Annotated in this window: 15 protein-coding genes and 1 tRNA gene; 5 read left to right on the forward strand and 11 right to left on the reverse strand. The window is 32.1% G+C overall.

Translation table 11 applies throughout. From position 1 onward, the window contains the following. Window positions 1–126: 126 nt before the first annotated feature. On the reverse strand, window positions 127–561 hold the full coding sequence (locus tag B2217_RS16605; RefSeq protein WP_280046554.1) for a GIY-YIG nuclease family protein: 435 nt from the start codon (window positions 559–561) through the stop codon (window positions 127–129). Between the two features lie 251 nt (window positions 562–812). On the opposite strand from B2217_RS16605, the gene B2217_RS16610 reads away from it, so the two are divergent. Beyond that, a complete protein-coding gene (locus B2217_RS16610; RefSeq protein ID WP_280046553.1) occupies window positions 813–2,306 on the forward strand; it encodes a hypothetical protein in 1,494 nt (497 codons plus the stop codon). 153 nt (window positions 2,307–2,459) lie between these two features. Here the strand turns inward: B2217_RS16610 and B2217_RS16615 are convergent, their stop codons facing one another. The 6 genes from B2217_RS16615 to B2217_RS16645 form a co-directional block, all read right to left on the reverse strand. Next, on the reverse strand, window positions 2,460–2,633 hold the full coding sequence (locus tag B2217_RS16615) for a hypothetical protein (protein WP_180906502.1): 174 nt from the start codon (window positions 2,631–2,633) through the stop codon (window positions 2,460–2,462). A 435-nt stretch (window positions 2,634–3,068) separates the two neighbouring features. Further along, complete coding sequence (locus B2217_RS16625; RefSeq protein WP_180906501.1) at window positions 3,069–3,803, reverse strand: YggS family pyridoxal phosphate-dependent enzyme; 735 nt, start codon at window positions 3,801–3,803, stop codon at window positions 3,069–3,071. A 22-nt stretch (window positions 3,804–3,825) separates the two neighbouring features. Continuing rightward, a complete protein-coding gene (locus B2217_RS16630) occupies window positions 3,826–4,308 on the reverse strand; it encodes a GNAT family N-acetyltransferase (RefSeq protein ID WP_180906500.1) in 483 nt (160 codons plus the stop codon). A 35-nt stretch (window positions 4,309–4,343) separates the two neighbouring features. After that, the gene (locus B2217_RS16635) at window positions 4,344–5,084 is read right to left on the reverse strand and encodes an AAA family ATPase (RefSeq protein ID WP_286500688.1); all 741 of its coding nucleotides are present in this window, start codon (window positions 5,082–5,084) and stop codon (window positions 4,344–4,346) included. Window positions 5,085–5,104: 20 nt separating this feature from the next. Next, window positions 5,105–5,175: transfer RNA gene (locus B2217_RS16640), tRNA-Cys, on the reverse strand. Window positions 5,176–5,217: 42 nt separating this feature from the next. Further along, window positions 5,218–5,664 carry a GNAT family N-acetyltransferase gene (locus tag B2217_RS16645; protein ID WP_180906498.1) on the reverse strand — a complete coding sequence of 149 codons (447 nt, stop codon included), beginning with the start codon at window positions 5,662–5,664 and terminating at the stop codon, window positions 5,218–5,220. Between the two features lie 90 nt (window positions 5,665–5,754). Here B2217_RS16645 and B2217_RS16650 point away from each other — a divergent pair, with 90 nt between their 5' ends. Further along, on the forward strand, window positions 5,755–7,218 hold the full coding sequence (locus tag B2217_RS16650) for a PLP-dependent aminotransferase family protein (RefSeq protein ID WP_180906497.1): 1,464 nt from the start codon (window positions 5,755–5,757) through the stop codon (window positions 7,216–7,218). Window positions 7,219–7,616: 398 nt separating this feature from the next. Continuing rightward, window positions 7,617–8,012: a RidA family protein gene (locus B2217_RS16655; RefSeq protein ID WP_180906496.1), complete on the forward strand. Its 396-nt coding sequence runs from the start codon at window positions 7,617–7,619 to the stop codon at window positions 8,010–8,012. A 324-nt stretch (window positions 8,013–8,336) separates the two neighbouring features. On the opposite strand, the gene B2217_RS16660 is transcribed toward B2217_RS16655, so the two are convergent. From B2217_RS16660 to B2217_RS16670, 3 genes are all read right to left on the reverse strand, one after another. Further along, window positions 8,337–9,473: an efflux RND transporter periplasmic adaptor subunit gene (locus B2217_RS16660; protein WP_280046364.1), complete on the reverse strand. Its 1,137-nt coding sequence runs from the start codon at window positions 9,471–9,473 to the stop codon at window positions 8,337–8,339. Between the two features lies 1 nt (window position 9,474). Further along, window positions 9,475–13,797 carry a CusA/CzcA family heavy metal efflux RND transporter gene (locus B2217_RS16665; RefSeq protein ID WP_291123298.1) on the reverse strand — a complete coding sequence of 1,441 codons (4,323 nt, stop codon included), beginning with the start codon at window positions 13,795–13,797 and terminating at the stop codon, window positions 9,475–9,477. 98 nt (window positions 13,798–13,895) lie between these two features. Then, window positions 13,896–14,201: a hypothetical protein gene (locus tag B2217_RS16670; protein ID WP_152606051.1), complete on the reverse strand. Its 306-nt coding sequence runs from the start codon at window positions 14,199–14,201 to the stop codon at window positions 13,896–13,898. A 900-nt stretch (window positions 14,202–15,101) separates the two neighbouring features. On the opposite strand from B2217_RS16670, the gene B2217_RS16675 reads away from it, so the two are divergent. After that, window positions 15,102–16,574 carry a MauE/DoxX family redox-associated membrane protein gene (locus B2217_RS16675; protein WP_280046353.1) on the forward strand — a complete coding sequence of 491 codons (1,473 nt, stop codon included), beginning with the start codon at window positions 15,102–15,104 and terminating at the stop codon, window positions 16,572–16,574. Window positions 16,575–16,643: 69 nt separating this feature from the next. Next, window positions 16,644–16,916, forward strand: coding sequence for a DUF6520 family protein (locus B2217_RS16680; protein WP_180906491.1), 273 nt, complete (start codon window positions 16,644–16,646; stop codon window positions 16,914–16,916). A gap of 43 nt (window positions 16,917–16,959) precedes the next feature. On the opposite strand, the gene B2217_RS16685 is transcribed toward B2217_RS16680, so the two are convergent. Then, a complete protein-coding gene (locus B2217_RS16685; protein WP_291123301.1) occupies window positions 16,960–17,511 on the reverse strand; it encodes an alpha/beta hydrolase family protein in 552 nt (183 codons plus the stop codon). Window positions 17,512–17,542 lie beyond the last annotated feature (31 nt).

Below are 17,542 nucleotides of genomic sequence, written 5' to 3' on the forward strand. Positions count from 1 at the left end.
TAAAAAATCAAATATTCCCATTACAATTAATTTTCTTGATCTAACGAAAGTACATAGAGCGTTACAATCTGATTTACGTGAAACCGTAAGTTTATAAAAAATTCGTTTCACTTCTTTTCAATCGTTTCAATAGCTTCTATTTTTTGATTGTTCTTTTAGTAATAGTGATTCTCTATATTCCATAGCCTCCGCGTCTGTTATAAATTCAGCTTCAAAGCCTAACTCTAGTATCTTTTCTTTAATTTCTTGAAGAGTTACATTAAAAAACTCTCTTCTATAGTTAAATAAATTGACAGCTCTATCTGCAAAAGCTTTATGCAATTCATATTCTAAGGTTCTGGCTTCATCACTATAAATCATAGCATGAACATCAAATCGAAATGGAACTGAGGCATCTCCTAGTTCTCGTACCCTATCCAAAGGTTCTAACCTTCTTGTCATTCCTATTTTAAATACATTTTCTCCAAAAGAACCAATATTTGAAATAATATACACATGTCCTCTCTTGGTTTGTTGAGCCATAGATAAAGCTCTTTCCTTTTTTAACCTTGCCTCTTCCAATTCTTTTTCGAGTTGCTCTATTTGTAATTTTAATTCTTCGGAATTATTAAGCCCTTGCTCCTTTCTTACCTTTTCTAAAGCTTTTTGGAAATAGGCTTCTTCTTTTTCTGCTTCTTTTTGAGCTTTCTCAAATTCTCTTTTTGCTTTTTCTTCTTCTGAATGATACTCGATGCAAAAAATAATTTTGTTAATTATTTAATTTTATCCTTTATTTGCTATTGTAAAAGTGTTTTTTCACTTAATTTATAAGAATGCAGTATATTAAAATATTTCTTTTTTTTTCAATTGGCTTTTTGTTTTCTTGTACAAATGAAGACGATAAATTAGATATAAAAGATGATGTAACAAAAGTAAATCAAGCTCCAAAAAACTTTGAGATAACAATTAAAAATGTGTCACATTCTAGTGCTAAAATAATTTGGAATGCTGCAATTGACCCAGATAACGATCCTGTCAAATATGATATTTATCTAGAAAATGTAAAAATTTTCTCAGATCTAATTGATTTAGAAGCTAATTTTCAAAATCTTGAAGAATTAAAAAACTACTCTGGTTATATAATAGCAAAAGACAGTCATGGTAATGAAACAAGAGAATATTTTAAATTTATAACTTTCAAATATTACTTGAAATTTATGAAGGATTATGATTATGGTCCAAATAAATATCATGGTGAATTATCATCAATTACTTTAACAGAGGATAATCATTATTTGGTTTCTGGTATATTCTCTCGTTCAGTATTTGTGTTTAAAATTAATGCTGAAGGCGATTTAATTTGGAATAAATATTATACTTTTTCAGATCCAGATTTTTATCAAACATTAAATAAACCTGTTGAAATTATTAATTCTAATAATGGATCTATTTTCACGTACCAACACTATGTAGTTCAATTAGATAAAAATGGCAATAAAATATGGCAAAAAGATTTTAGAGAAATATATGGATACGATCAGTATATTTTATTAGAGTCTTTAAAGTATGATCAACAAAATAATTTGGTTGTTGTTGGAAATCATATGCATTCAGAATTTATGGATGATATAAAAGGTGTTGCTGTAAAGTTTTCTCCAAATAAAAACATATTATGGCATAAGTCATACGAATTAGATTATTATAATAATATTTTAGATTTAGCATTTGATAAGAATAATAACATGATTATGTTTGGAGATACTCGTCTTGAAGACCAAAATGGTACATATTCTAATGCTAAATTTTGGTTGTTTAAAATTGATATGAATGGTAATAAAATTTTCGAAAAAAAATTTGGCGATGGTTATTGTTTTCCAATAAAAATAATTAATACAAAGGATGAAAATTTCATTATTCAGGGACATTGGATGGGAGCTTATGATAAAAGATTTGATATTATAAAGAAAATTGATCAAAGTGGTAATTTTATATGGGAACACTCTTTCCTATCAGATGAAATTGCACAATTTTCGGTTACTGAATTATCAAATTCAGATATATTGGTTACAGGTAAAGATAATAATAGATCTATGGGGTTCTCAGATATAAGATACATTAATTTATCTCCAGAAGGTAAAAAGCTATGGCAAAAAACAATTGCTTTTGATTATTCATACACTGCAGGAGTTGATGTGTTAGCGACAGATGACGGTGGTTTTACTATGATTTCAGATTTCGTGAAGATAGATTATAATTATTACTCAATGTATCCTAATGCCAAAATTCTTTTATTAAAATCTGATCCTTATGGAAACATAACAATGTAAGTTTATTTTAATAACGAATTAACACATCTATATTGTTTAAAAGTAAAATGTAAATTCGGCATATAAAACGTTTTTTTTCTAACGTTAAGTAGTCTTTATATTAGAATTACATTAAACTCGTTGGGAATTCTTCTTCAATCATTTCAATTGATTCTATAGTTGATTTTCTTTTTCTGTTTTTATATAGAATTCTACATCTAGTATTCCGTTATATCTAGTTAGATTAGAGTTCAATTCAGAATTAGTATTTTCTAAACTAATAATCTTTTTTTCGAGTTCAGAAATTTTATCAAATTCTTTCTTTTTTAAAAAATCAAATATTCCCATCGCAATTAATTTTCTTGATACAACAAAACTACATAGAGCGTTACAATCTGATTTACGTGAAACCGTAGTTTATAAAAAATGTAATCAGGATATTTTGGCTAACTATACAATAAAGTATTTTACAAAGGTTTTGTATATATAGTCTTTGTATAGAATAATGTTAGCGGTTAGGCTACAAATGAAAGTTCCTATGATAAAGAAAGGTTACAATACTACACTACTTTTCTTTTGGCTAAAAAATTGAGAGCTAGCTAAATAACATGTTAAAACTCGCGTAAAAGAAGGCGGTCAAAATATTCCAACAGATGGAATTGAAAGGAGATACATTAATGGAATTAAAAATGTGACTTCGAGAACCTCGGCCACCAAGAAAACCGTTTCCTGAGACTCTCGGACGGAAAAGGTATTCAAGAAATATAATGTATATAACCAAATTTATTTTATAGTCTCATTCCAATAATAACTGTCGGGATAAATTCTTTTTCCAAATATTGCTGTGCCCACTCTTATAATCGTTGCTCCCTCCTCAATGGCTATTTCCATATCTCCACTCATTCCCATTGACAATTCCTGCATTTCTACGTTAGGTAGGTTTAAAGCCACAATTTTCTGTTGAACATCTTTGAGCAATCGAAAACACTTACGCACCTTTTCGGTTTCGGCACTAAATAAACCTATGGTCATCAAACCTTTTATTTTTAGAGTTTCCAACTTTGCTACCTGCTTTACTAGTTCTATTGCATTATCGGGACCAACACCAAATTTGCTTTCTTCAAAAGAAGTATTTACTTGTATTAACACTTCTATGGTTTTGTTTTCAAATTCTAATCGTTGATGGATTTTTTTTGCTAGATCCCAACGATCAAGCGATTGAATACAGGATACATTATATTTCAAAAGATCTTTAATTTTGTTTGTTTGCAAATGCCCAATGAAATGATTAGTGTGCAGAATTTCTTTTAATGATTCGTTTTTCTCTTTAAGTTCCTGTACCTTGTTTTCGGCTATTAATGTATATCCTGCTTGTAATGCAATTTTTATACGTTCGGCAGGTACAGTTTTGGTTGCCAATAACAGTTTTATCTCATTAGAATTTCTGTTACTATTTATACAGGCATTATTTATTCGCTTCCGAATATCGGTAATATTGTTTAAAATTTCTTCGTTCATACTTCCTAGTATTAAAAGGTTATTACTTTGCTAATGCTTCCATTTTTTCGGGAGTAATAGTCCACCGTATCCATTTATCATCTGGCTTTGACCCCAAACTTTTATAAAATTTCTGAGCGTTAATATTATTGGCAAGAACTAACCAATTAAATTTTTTATATCCATTATTGAGGGCATATTGAGCAAGACCTTTCAGTAATCTTTTACCAATATTTTTGCCTCTTTGGTTAGTATCGACATATAACCATTTAAGCATTAAAGAAGGTTTTAGATTGTGCATAAAAGGAATGGTATAATAAACAGCAATACCTACAAGTTTACTGTTCCCTGTCTCTGCAACGATAGCACCGAATTGAGGGTTTGTTCCAAATCCACGACTTAACAAGTCGTTTTCTGAAAGGCTAAAATCTGTATCGCCCTCATATACAACAATCGCTTCCATTAACCGCAAAAGTTCTGGAATATCCTGCTCTTTCATTTCTCTGATTTGTATTTCATTTTCCATTTGTCCGTTTTAAATTCTTACTATTTTGTTTCTCTTTATTGCAGATGGGATATCGTTTCGGTTTGACAGATTGATTTTTCTTCCAATTCTTTTATCAGTATCGTTTTTACAGCCGTAAACGTATGGTCTTTGGCTTCTGCAAATGAAACGTTGTATTTACGTTCTATGTTCTGTAACGCTACTGGAAATCGGGATAATAGCTTGTTGTAATACTCGTCTAAAACTTCGGGTATTGGTATTTCAAAATTTATCCGTAGCTGAAACCGCCTTAACAAAGCTGTATCAATAATTTCTGGGTGGTTGGTTGCACATAGTAATAATGCCTTTTCGGGATAGTAGTCTATCAACTGTATTAAGGTATTTACCAATCTTCGCATTTCGCCTACGTCTTTATCATCGTTACCTCTTGCTTTTGCGATTTGGTCAAATTCATCTAAAAACAAAACGGCTTTTTCCCGACCTGCTTTGTCAAATACCTGTTTGATGTTCTGCGATGTTTCGCCTATACGTGAACATACTACATTACTCAAATTGAGTATGAGAATATTTTTGCCTAACGTATTTGCAATAGCTTTGGCGGTCATTGTTTTGCCACAACCCGAATTACCGTGAAGCAATATTTTATTATTTACAGGCAGTCCGTATTGGCTTAATTCTTCATTGTATTTATGTTCCTTTATCAGCTGTTCAAACTTTTGTCTGTTGGCTTCATCCAGAAATATATCGTTTAATGATACCTGCTCTTTGTCGTTTATGATAAGGTTAAATACATTCATTGAAATATAAAATAATATTGAGGTCGGGAATGGATTCGAACCACTGCAAAAGATATTGCGTACCCTTGTCTGACCACTCGACTACCCGACCATTTTTTTGAAAAGGGCGAACCGATTAAGTCTGCCCATTGTGTTACTTCCACCAATAGTAATAATTGTGCTTACCGTCATATTCAAAACCGCAACGTGGATATAATTGATTGCCAATGTCGTTTGTTTTTTCAGTTTCAAGCATTAGCCCGCAAGCACCAGTTTCATCGCACCATTGTTTTGCTCTGTCTATCAATGCTACCGAAAGCCCTTTGCCTCTGTAATCGGGGTGTACAAACAAATCGCTCAATAACCATTGCTTTGCTAATTTGATGTAATGATACAATTTGTACAACTGCACAAAACCAACAGCTTTGCCGTCTGCATACACGACAAAAATGTTTGATTGGTCGTTGTCCATTCGTTCCTTAATGAATTGCTTACACTTTTCGTAATCGTCCGCTTGACGATAGAAAATCCGATAAAGGTTAAATAATTTTGCTGTGGTGTCTAAATCGTTTAGACCTACTTTTTTGATGTTGAACTCCATTGTTTTAAAATTATTTTAATTGATAAGTCAAAAGTATTTACAAACAGGACTATATTTGTAGTCCAATTTACAAAAAAAAGGTAGTCCACGATGTTGCCATACGAACATATCATAATCATAGATAAAGAAAGCAAAATCCCTATTTATAGGCAGATTGCCTTATCCATTATTAACGCAATCAGAAACGGTACTCTGAAACCAGGAACGTACTTACCAAGTAGTCGGGAATTAGCCAAAACATTGGGTATACACCGAAAGACCGTAATTGCAGGTTATGAGGAATTGGAAGCACAAGATTGGATTATGATTTTTCCAAGAAAACACGTTGCTGTTTCGGAACATATTCCATTGCTTAAACCTCAAAAGTGGGGTGAATCTAATACGTCTACACCTTATGAAAATGATTTGAATGTACCTTTTAGAATTATAGAAGAAAACAAGTTTAGTGAAAATGGTATTTCGTATGCTGATGTAGTTATTGATGACGGACACCCTGACGTAAGATTATCTCCAATAGATGATTTATTAAAAATGTATCGTTCACTCACTTCAAAAAAATATGCTATTAAAAACGCAAATATTGGAACAACACAGGGGACTTTGAAACTTCGGGAAGTGTTGGTTAATTATTTGTCAGAAACAAGAGGGTTAAACATTTTTCCTGATAATATTTTAATTACGCACGGAGCACAAATGAGTATTTATTTGTCTGCTCAACTGCTTTTGGGACATACATCTACGATTATTGTAGGCGTTCCAAATTATCCTATTGCCAATAAAACATTTGAGGAAACCGAAGCGAAAATCATTGAGGTAACCGTAGATGATAAAGGTATTGATACCGATGCTATCAAAAAGATTTGCAAACGTCAGAAAATTAATGCTGTGTATGTCATTCCCCACCACCATTACCCTACAACAGTAACATTAAGCGTAGAACGTAGAATGAAACTTTTAGAACTATCTCAACAATATTCTTTTGTGATTATTGAAGATGATTACGATTATGATTATCATTATGCGTCTTCACCATATTTGCCTTTGGCAAGCGGTAATCATAGTGGAAACGTGATTTACATAGGCTCTTTTTCCAAAATATTAGACCCTGCTTTGCGTATAGGTTTTATGGTAGCTCCTAAAAATTTCATAGAACAATGTACAGCTTTCAGAAAAATAGTAGATGTGAGTGGTGATGGATACATGCAAAACGCTTTAGCATCCTTGATTAAAGAGGGTGAATTAAAACGACATCTTAAAAAGGCAAAGAAAATTTATCACGGACGTATGGATTTTTTAGATGTATTGTTAAGAGAAAAATTAGACAATTATGTCTCTTATACATTGCCTACTGGTGGAATGGCTATTTGGTTAAAAGTAAGGTCAGACTTGCCTGTTGAACAACTTTATTCAAACGTAAAACTTCATATCATCAGAATTGATGAAACACAAAATGCATTTAGATTTGGCTTTGCTTCATTGAATGAAAAAGAATTGGAACAAGCTGTTGATACATTAAGAATAGAATTGCAGAAAATTGAAAGTAAGTGTTTATAAATATGATCTATATAACTACTAAAGCATTTAGCGAATAGTCGTGATTGACCAACTATTAATAATTGTACTTTCTTATAAAGAAAAATAAAAAATAGAACTACGCTAATTTTTTAATGCGAGTGTTTTTGTCTCACGCAACAAGGTATAAAATATAATTTTTTTTGTATATTTGAGTTTAATTAATGAAATGTAGATATAGGTATTTTTATGAAACGAAAATATATTTTACTTAGTATAATAATATGTTAGCGGTAATGTTATAAGAATATCTGAAGAAGATGACTTAATTTGAACTTGCTAAAAAATAAAATGTTTTCATAAAATACTGAAAAATTCATATAAATCAAACATCAATCAACTTATTTAAGTAATCCTCACTAAAAAATATATTTTAAAACATGACTACAAACAAAATAATTCGATTAATCCCTAACAATATTCCTACACCAGTTGGAAACTATTCACATGTTACAATAATTCCTAGAAACTCAGATTTATATACTTTTTCGGGGCAAATTGGAATAGATAACAACGGTACAACACCCGAAAATTTTAATGAACAAGTTATCTTAACATTTAAGAACATAAAAGAACTTTTGAATAGTCAAGATTTGGATGCAGAAAATGTAATTAAAGTGAATATTTGGGCTACAGAAGAAATAGATTGGGAGTTTTTCGATCAAGAATGGGAAAATTTATTTAAGAAAAATCATCCTTCAATGACAATTGCATATATAACTGCATTAGGGCTTCCGGAACTGAAAATTGAAATCGAAATTTGGGCTGCAAAATAGAATACATCTATCACTAACAAGAATAGCTAGTTCACAACTATAATTTTAAAAACAATTTCAGAAACTTTTCATATTTAATTATATAATAATCAATAAAATTGATTATTAAAATCTTTTTCATTCATAAGTTTTTTATAACTTATGAATGAAAAATCAATACTTAGAACTTAAATCATTTTATTAATGTAGTTTTTTACAATCGTTATATATCGTTTAAGTCTTCGATACATCTTTTTCCAAACACCCTCCTAATGAAGACAATAAGACAATAAGAAGCTGAAAACGAATTCAGCTTCTTAATTTATTTTATATTTTCAAAAATACCTACTCCTCTTCTCCACTATTTTTCATCGCAGTCAAAAGATTATATGCTCCTTTCGAAACATAGACTTTTCCTGAATTTTGAGGAGATTTTATTTCAATCATTTTATTCGCAGAACCTCCTATTTCTACAAGAACTAATCGAAACTGATTTTTAGTTTGTCTTTCGAACACATAGTCTTTTCCTTCAAACTGAATTACAGCTTCTTCTGGTAAAACATTCGCGTCAAGCGAATTCACTTGCAATTCGATATTGAAATACATATTCGCTGTTAATCGCGTACCATTCGCATTCGTAATTCGTGCAAAAACATCAACCGTTCCATCTTCATTCACTTGATTTGAAATTGAGGTGATTTGCGCATCTAACTTTTGATCTGGTTTTGCATTGGTATAAGCTTTCAAAAATTGACCAATCTGAATGTTACTCAGATCCTTTTCAAATACTTTTACATTCAACAAAGAACGATCTGGATTAATAATTTCTAACATCGCATCTGCTGGCGAAATATATTGTCCTGTATTCGCAAAAACCTGACTCACCATTCCGCTAATCGGTGCATAAACATTGATGGTACGTCGGATATTACTCAACGAAACTGAGGAAGGATTGATATTCATTAATCTTAGTTTCTGTTCCAAGGAACTTTTCTTTACCATCAACGATTGACGTGTTGCTTTCGCTTGTTGCATCACTTTGTCACTTGCTGCTTGCTCTGCATTCAAATCCTTTTGACGAACATAATCTGCACTAGCCTGCTCTAACAAAGCTTTTGTTGTGAGATAATCTTCTTGCATTTGGATATACTGCGGATCTTCTAAAACCACCAAAACTTGTCCTTTATTGACATAATTTCCTGGAATTAGTGCAATTCGTTTCACATAACCACCAAAGGCATTGGTGATAGAAATAGTATTTTCTGGGGTTACTGCCGTCTTTGCATTTAGCCGAATAGTTGTAGGTAAATTCTGATGACGTAAAGAGGTTGTATCAATTTCAAAATTCTTTAATTGAGCATCTGTCAACTTTAAAATTGAAGTAGAAATAGTTGCTTTTTGCTCTACTTCAGGTTTTGTTTCTTCTTTGTTACAACTCATCACAACAAAAGATGTACAAAGCATTAAGATATATTTTTTCATATTATTGTGCAGTATAAAAAGTCATTGCGGCATAAGCCTGATTACGTAGATTCTTTGCTTCTAGAAACTTTGTTTTCACTTCGATGATTTGATTATTCAGAATCACCCAATCCAAAAAATTAATCTCTCCTTCTAGTAATTGACGATTAATTGTTTTTTGTAAATCATTCGCAGCAGGAAGTTGAGTTTGCTCAAAATCTCCTACTATTTCTTCGTAAGAGTTTACTTTATTTTTTAAAACATCAAAATCTTGTTGCAACTTCGATTGTTGTAAAGTATACGCTTGTTTTGCAAGATCAGTTTTAACTTTTGAGGCTTCAATTGACGAATTAATTCCTCTATTAAATAAAGGTAAGCCAACTCCTACTTGAAAAGAATTGTATCGATTTTTGTCCAAATCAGAAAAGCTTTGATTTGAATATCCAACTGTTAAAACTGGAATTTTCTTTGATTTTTCTATTTCAGTTTCTAAAGTAGAAGTCTGAATATTTTCTTCAGCTAATTTTAACATTGGATGTGCATCTGAAACAGATAATCCTGCAATTTCATTCCAATTTACACCATCTTTTGTTGGATAAATTTTGAATGATGAATTGGTTAAAAATTGAATTTGTCTTGATTCATTTTCTAATTCATTCTCAACTAATCTCAATTGATTTTGAATCGATTTCAACTGAATAATAGCTGTTGAAACCTCACTTCTGTTTGATTCACCTTTCTTCAAACGTAAATTTGCTTTCTTCAAAAACTCTTGGTAAATCAATTCATTATCTTTCAATAAATCTTGTTGATATTCTGTATTTTGCATATTGACATACAAATTGGCTAATCGTTGTTTAACTTCAACTTTCGCCAATTGTTCATTTGCTTTAGAAGTACTGATCATTTGTTCGTTCAAAGCTTTTTGGCGTTTAAAAACCACAGGAAATTGAAACGATTGCGAAATAGTAAATTTGTTATCAAATTCACCCGAATTCACTTGTCCAAATTCCGCAGCTATATCTAAAGGTGAAAGTGAACGATTGGCAAATACATTTTTCTCATGATAAACAGTAGTCAATTCTGCTTGTTTAATTTCGAGGTTATTCGCATCGGCTAATTTGACAACCTCATCAAAACTCATACGCTCTTGCGCATTGGCAGTTGCTCCAAACAAAACTAATAAAATAGCTGTAGGAAATGATTTATGACGAGTTGATTTCTTTTTAAAATGAATATTTTCGAACATAACATATAAAATTGGTAAAACAAAAAGGGTAAGAAAAGTTGCACCCATTAATCCTCCGATGACAACAGTTGCTAATGGACGTTGAACTTCTGCGCCCGAACCATTACTAAGAGCCATTGGTAAGAAACCTAAAGAGGCTACAGCGGCTGTCATTAGGACGGGACGAAGACGAGTTCGTGTTCCCATAATAATAATTCGAGTTGTATTCTTAATTCCGTTATCACGTAGACGATTGTATTCTGAGATTAATACAATTCCGTTTAGAACTGCAATTCCAAAAAGGGCTATAAATCCAACTCCAGCACTAATACTAAAAGGCATATCTCGCGCAGCTAAGAATAGTATTCCACCGATTGAAGAAAGCGGAATAGCTGTATAAATTAATAAACTTTCTTTGATTGATTTGAATGCAAAAAATAACAAGACAAAAATCAAAACCAAGGCGACTGGAACAGCGATACCTAAGCGAGCTTTAGCATGATTCAAATTTTCGAAAGCTCCACCGTAGGTTGTATAATAACCTGTAGGAAGTTTGACTTGAGCATCAACCTTTTGTTGCAACTCTAGCACAACACTCTCTATATCGCGTCCTTTTACGTTAAATCCAACAACAATTCTACGTTTTGCATCTTCGCGCTGAATTTGATTTGGCGTATTTTTATAATCTACTTTTGCCAGTTGATTCAATGGAATCTGAATTCCAGAAGCAGTAGGAATCAATAAATTTCGAATATCTTCTATATTTTCGCGTTTATCTTCTGCTAAACGAACCACCATATCAAAACGTTTTTCACCTTCGAAAACCATTCCAGTAGATTGTCCTGCAAAAGCCATATTAATAATTCGATTTGCTTCTCCAATACTCAATCCATATTGCGCTAATAAAGCACGATCAAACTCAATCACAACTTGCGGAATTCCATTAATTGGTTCGATATATAAGTCTTGCGCTCCTTTTACAGTATTGATTATTTTTCCTAATTTATCTGCATTATTGGCTAAACTATCTAAATTTTCACCAAATATTTTCACCACCACATCTTGTCGTGCTCCTGTCATTAATTCGTTAAAACGCATCTGAACAGGAAATTGAAATCCCGTTGAAAGTCCTGGAACATCTTCCAAAGCTTTACTCATTTTATCCGATAATTCTGGAAAAGTTGTGGCAGAAGTCCATTCTTTTTTAGGTTTCAGTACAATAATCATATCTCCTGCATCCATTGGCATTGGCTCGGTAGGAATCTCTCCACTCCCAATTTTTGTCACAACCATTTCAACTTCAGGGAAACGATCTTTCAATATTTTAGCTGCTTTATTTGTGTATTCTATTGTTGTCGTAATATTACTTCCTGGTAAAATACGTGCTTCTACAGCAAAATCGCCTTCTTCTAAAGCTGGAATAAATTCTCCACCTAAACGAGACATCACAAAAACAGCAATAGCAAATAGAGAAAGCACAATTGCTAAAATAATAGTACGAACTTTTAAGGCTTTGATTAAACATTTCTGATGGAAAATCTCAATTTTAGCCATTACACGATCCGATAAATTTGGTTTCACTTTCTTCTTTTTACTTAAGAATAAGCTGGTCATCATCGGAACATAAGTCAACGAAAGAATAAATGCACCAATCAATGCAAAAGCAACTGTTTGCGCCATTGGTTTGAACATTTTCCCTTCTATTCCTTGTAAAGTAAAAATTGGTAAATAAACAATTAGAATAATAATTTGACCAAAAACAGCCGAATTCACCATTTTTTTAGCTGAAGAACCAACTGTTTGATCCATTTCTGTTTGTGTTAATTTGTTCTTCAACCCAAACTTTTTGTTGTGTGCTAACTGATGCATCGCCGCTTCTACAATAATCACAGCTCCGTCAACAATTAATCCGAAATCTAATGCGCCTAGACTCATCAAGTTTCCACCTACACCAAAAATATTCATCATAATAATCGCGAATAATAAGGCTAGAGGAATAACAGAAGCTACAATAAAACCAGCACGTAAATTTCCTAAGAAAAGCACTAAAATAAAGACAACGATTAAGGCTCCTTCAAGTAAATTTGTTTCAACCGTATGAATGGTATTGTCAACCATTTTTTTACGGTCTAAGAAAGGTTCAATAACAACTCCTTCAGGTAACGTCTTTTTAATCTCTTCGATGCGTTCTTGTACATTCTTCACCACTTCGTTACTATTCGCTCCTTTCAACATCATAACAATTGCACCAGAAACTTCACCTGTATCGTTATATGTCATTGCACCATAGCGTGTAGCAAAACCAGTTTTTACATCTGCAACATCTCTCAATAAAATAGGTGTTCCGCTTTGCGAGCGTTTGACCAAAATATTTTCGATATCTTCTATTTTACCAATTAAACCTTCAGAACGGATAAATAAAGAAGTAGGACCTTTTTCGATATAAGCTCCACCTGTATTTTGATTATTCTCGCTCAGTGCATCAAATAAATCATTAATTGTCAGATTAAAAGATTGTAAACGTTGCGGATCAATCGCTATTTCGTATTGTTTCAATTTTCCACCGAAACTACTCACATCCGCTACTCCAGGAACGCCCAAAAGTTGACGACGAACAATCCAGTCTTGAATAGTTCTTAATTCAGTTTCATCATATTGATCTTCGTAACCTTCGGCAGGACGAACAACGTATTGATAGATTTCCCCCAAACCTGTCGAAATTGGACCAAGTTGTGGTTCACCAATACCTTCTGGAATCTCATTTTGAACCTGAATCAACCGTTCACTTACTTGTTGTCGCGCCCAATAAACATCTGTATTGTCATCAAAAACAATGGTTACCAATGATAAACCAAAACGAGAGAAACTACGAATTTCGGTAATTCCACCAATATTAGAATTAGCTTGTTCGATAGGAAAAGTCACCAAGCGTTCTATATCTTCTGCACTAAAAGAAGGCGCTACAGTGATAATTTGAACCTGATTAGATGTAATATCAGGTTGTGCATCAATGGGTAATTTTGTTGCATCGTAGATACCAAATACCAACAAAGCCAACGTAAACAAACCCACGATAAATTTATTCTTGATTGAAAAATCAATAATTTTATTTAACATCGTAAAATTGTATAGATTAAAAATATGCTAAATACAAGTTGTAAATAGCTGAAATTGGATAAACTGAAAGAATCAATCTATCGTAAAATCTAAAAAAATTACGCTTGTTTTGGCGGTTGCCAAATAGAATCTAAATAATGAGTATATAAGAAATCTTCATCAAATGTTTTGATTGAAGTCGTAGAAATTTCTTTATCTAAATGTAAAACATCGAAGAGTTTTATGGGAGAGAAAAAAAAGTCGATATGAACAAACTCAACTTTCATGAAAGGTAATTTTTGGTCAGTTTCCCAATCCGCATCAACCTCATGTCCACCATAATGATGAACTAAAAAAGTTTTCATTTCATCCAAAAAATCTCCTCCTTTATCATGTTCAATAAAATGAGAAATAAACACAGGCAATTTATATAACTGACACAATTGAGTTGAAGTTGTTATATATAAAAAAATTAAAATTTTAGTTGCCCATAGTTTCACAAGTCAAAGGTACACTCTATTTAATAGTTTTCAAATTTAATTTGAAATAAAAGTCTTTATAAAAAAACAAAAATTTTACATTATGATTATTGAAGGAACATATTATATCAGACAACATAGTCTTCGCAACTAATCAATTTAAGGTTTTAGAATTTCAACTCCTTCTAAAGAAGGAATTTATCTTCTTAATGGGATTATAGAGATGTTTTTTATAGTTTACGGTTACATTATTTTTAATCAGATTTAGTACCAGATTTTGGCATTCTGAGCTTGTCGAAGAATATTTTACTTTCATTTATAAAATTTTGTCACATAGAACTTCATTTTGATTGTATAATTATCGTCTGAGTCTTCGATACAATATTTTGTAAACGGCATTCTGACTGATAATAATGAGGAATGGGAATGTATAAATTTATAAATGCAGCATACTGTTTATGATTATGACTTACTTGTGTATCTGGTATCCTACTTCTTAAAATTAATTTCGTTCAAAACTTAAAAAATCTTATCAATGAAAAGTATTTATTTAATTATTGTAGGAAGTTTTGTTATCACAAGTTGTGTTGATTATGAAACAGAAGAAATTATTGAGAACAGAAAAAAGAACAACTTAAGGTTGACCTACTTATTGTTGAGAAAGTATCGAATGATAGTACTCAATATCTAGATGAAGCAAACGATCCTCCTCGTGATAAGGATCCCTATGTGAAACGAGGAAATGATGCAGAAAATGATGAAGTTGACGAAAACTAATATTAGATGTTAGATGTTAGATGTTAGATGTTAGAAAGTTAATTTTTATGAATTAAAACTACTATAAAGATGAGAAAAATTGCACCTTTTTTAAGAACACTCATCTGCTACCTTTACATAAGTTTATTTGTCTATGCGGCAGTAAGTAAACTCATCGATTTTGAAACTTTTCAAACTCAGTTGGGACAATCGCCTTTATTAGCTAGTTATGCGATTCCTATTTCGTATGGAGTGATCATCCTGGAACTTCTAACAGCAGTTCTCTTGATGTTTGAGCGAACTAGAAAATTAGCCTTACAGATTTCACTTTTCTTAATGACCATCTTCACTACCTATATTATCATTATCTTGAATTTCACGGATTTTACCCCTTGTTCATGTGGTGGAGTTTTAGAAAAGTTGGGATGGACGGAACATCTAATTTTTAATCTCGTATTCGTAGGATTTGCATTGTGTGCACTTCGACTGGTAGCGACCTCAGAAAATTGGAAAAACTACGGGCTAAACCAACTCGGAATTTTAGTAATCGGAATTGCAAGTGTTTCTATACTTTATGCATTATCCGAAAAAAAATCACAGACCAACAATGCGTTTACTCGTAAATACATCCCACATGCATTACAAAAAATTAAACAAATTACCCTACCTTCAAACGATTATTATATTGCAGGTATAGATAGTTGTGCAATCTATTTAGGGAATTACAATGCTCCACTTTATGTAAAAGAAATTGATTTTAATTTATTTACTGAAAAGACACATCAAATTATAATCGACCAATACAACTTACCATACAAACGGGTTCGAATTGTCGTTCAACCACCCTACTTCTTTGTTGGAGACGGTACTGTGCCTATTTTATTTAGAGGTAAAATAACAAATTGGAAAGCCTCAACCCTTTTCAAAGAAAAAATTTATTTCAATCAATTTGTACCAAAAGATTCTGCAACTATCGCAGTGGTAACAGCGAGCACCAAAACAAATACTACGATACTAGGTGAAATTAAACTGAAACCTAATCAACTTATGTTCACACCAAAAGAAGATATTTTAGTCAAACAAATCAATGGAACCTTTGATACAGATGGACTATTGCAATGGAATAACCAAGCCCATCTCTATACCTATCTCTATTATTACAGAAACCAATACATTGTTCTTGATCAAAATTTACAGCCAATTGTGCACAATAAAACCATTGATACCATTTCCAAAGCACAAATTGATTTAGCCTATTTCGAAAAAAGTAAAGAATACAAATTAGGAAGCAAAACCATTATGGTTAATCTAACCGCAACTGCCAACCACAATTCTTATTTTATTGTAAGCGACCGTATGGGAAGATTCGAAAAAGATGACCTATCAAAAGGAATGACCATCATTGATCAGTACGACTATAAAAATAACCGTTACCAACACAGCTTTTATTTTTATCATCAACCACAACAAACCATGCAACAATTTATGGCTTATCAAAATTATTTGATTGGGATAGTTGACAATCAACTGTGGATGTATAAAATAAAAGACATAAAAAAATAAATTGCGCAATGCAGGGAAAGGCTGAAAACCTGTACAAAAGAGTAAGCCACCACATTAAAATAATACAAAATGAAAACAATTTTTTTAAAAAAAATTCTACCAATTGGGGTAGGAATGATGGCAGTTGCTTTTGCATTTGCCACTGAAGCTCAATCATCAAAAAAAGATGCATTTGTAAATGGTTACATTTTCAATACATTAACCAGTAAATGTGAACCTGTTGACCAAGATTGTAACAATATTGAAAATATACCTTGTACTTATCTGAATTCGTCTGGACCACAAATCTTTCGTTTTAACAACGATACATTTTGTAGTGTACCAATGACTCATCGTCCATAATGACAAAGGAAAGGAGTGTAGAAGTACACTCCTTTCTTATAATTTACTTCAAATAATGGTCAAACCACTTCATAATCAACTCCGACAATGTACGTTGATTTCCGGGCTTCATAATATAATGCCCTTCATTTTCAAACAAAACCAATTGACCTTTTTTATTCAAGCGTTTCATTCCCATAAAAAGAAATTTACTTTGGTACCAATGGGTGTTGAAATCTTCTTTGCCCGCCCATAGTAACAATGGAGTCGTCATCTGTTCAACTTGATCCAAAGGGGAATTATTTTTATAATTTTCTTTTGCATTATAATAGTTCTCTCCCATCCTAGATTGATGACTCTCTGTACGCCAAAACTGATCGGTATCCCATCCATTACCTTGTACATCATGCGACCATGTCTGCAAATCAGTGACAGTTCCTCCTGCAACTGCTGCTTTGATTAGTTTTGATTTTGTCGCAATAAATGCAGTTTCGTATCCACCAAACGAGTGCCCTATTAAACCTACCCGTTTACCATCAATGGATGGATTACTGCTCGTCACTTCTTTAATCACCGATTCGACTGACTTTAAAGCAGATTCCCCTGTATGCCCTATCTCATAATGTAGATTAGGTAATAAAACAAAA

The organism is Empedobacter sp. UBA7620 (assembly GCF_002484185.1).
In the GTDB taxonomy this organism is placed as follows: Bacteria; Bacteroidota; Bacteroidia; order Flavobacteriales; family Weeksellaceae; genus Empedobacter; species Empedobacter falsenii_C.

What these genes read in the sequence shown, in the direction of transcription:
- B2217_RS16680 (WP_180906491.1), top strand. Translation starts at nt 16,644, where the DNA reads ATGAAAACAATTTTTTTAAAAAAAATTCTACCAATTGGGGTAGGAATG.
- B2217_RS16625 (WP_180906501.1), bottom strand. Translation starts at nt 3,803, where the DNA reads ATGAACGAAGAAATTTTAAACAATATTACCGATATTCGGAAGCGAATA.
- B2217_RS16665 (WP_291123298.1), bottom strand. Translation starts at nt 13,797, where the DNA reads ATGTTAAATAAAATTATTGATTTTTCAATCAAGAATAAATTTATCGTG.
- B2217_RS16635 (WP_286500688.1), bottom strand. Translation starts at nt 5,084, where the DNA reads ATGAATGTATTTAACCTTATCATAAACGACAAAGAGCAGGTATCATTA.
- B2217_RS16650 (WP_180906497.1), top strand. Translation starts at nt 5,755, where the DNA reads ATGTTGCCATACGAACATATCATAATCATAGATAAAGAAAGCAAAATC.
- B2217_RS16630 (WP_180906500.1), bottom strand. Translation starts at nt 4,308, where the DNA reads ATGGAAAATGAAATACAAATCAGAGAAATGAAAGAGCAGGATATTCCA.
- B2217_RS16615 (WP_180906502.1), bottom strand. Translation starts at nt 2,633, where the DNA reads ATGGGAATATTTGATTTTTTAAAAAAGAAAGAATTTGATAAAATTTCT.
- B2217_RS16660 (WP_280046364.1), bottom strand. Translation starts at nt 9,473, where the DNA reads ATGAAAAAATATATCTTAATGCTTTGTACATCTTTTGTTGTGATGAGT.
- B2217_RS16655 (WP_180906496.1), top strand. Translation starts at nt 7,617, where the DNA reads ATGACTACAAACAAAATAATTCGATTAATCCCTAACAATATTCCTACA.
- B2217_RS16610 (WP_280046553.1), top strand. Translation starts at nt 813, where the DNA reads ATGCAGTATATTAAAATATTTCTTTTTTTTTCAATTGGCTTTTTGTTT.
- B2217_RS16645 (WP_180906498.1), bottom strand. Translation starts at nt 5,664, where the DNA reads ATGGAGTTCAACATCAAAAAAGTAGGTCTAAACGATTTAGACACCACA.
- B2217_RS16675 (WP_280046353.1), top strand. Translation starts at nt 15,102, where the DNA reads ATGAGAAAAATTGCACCTTTTTTAAGAACACTCATCTGCTACCTTTAC.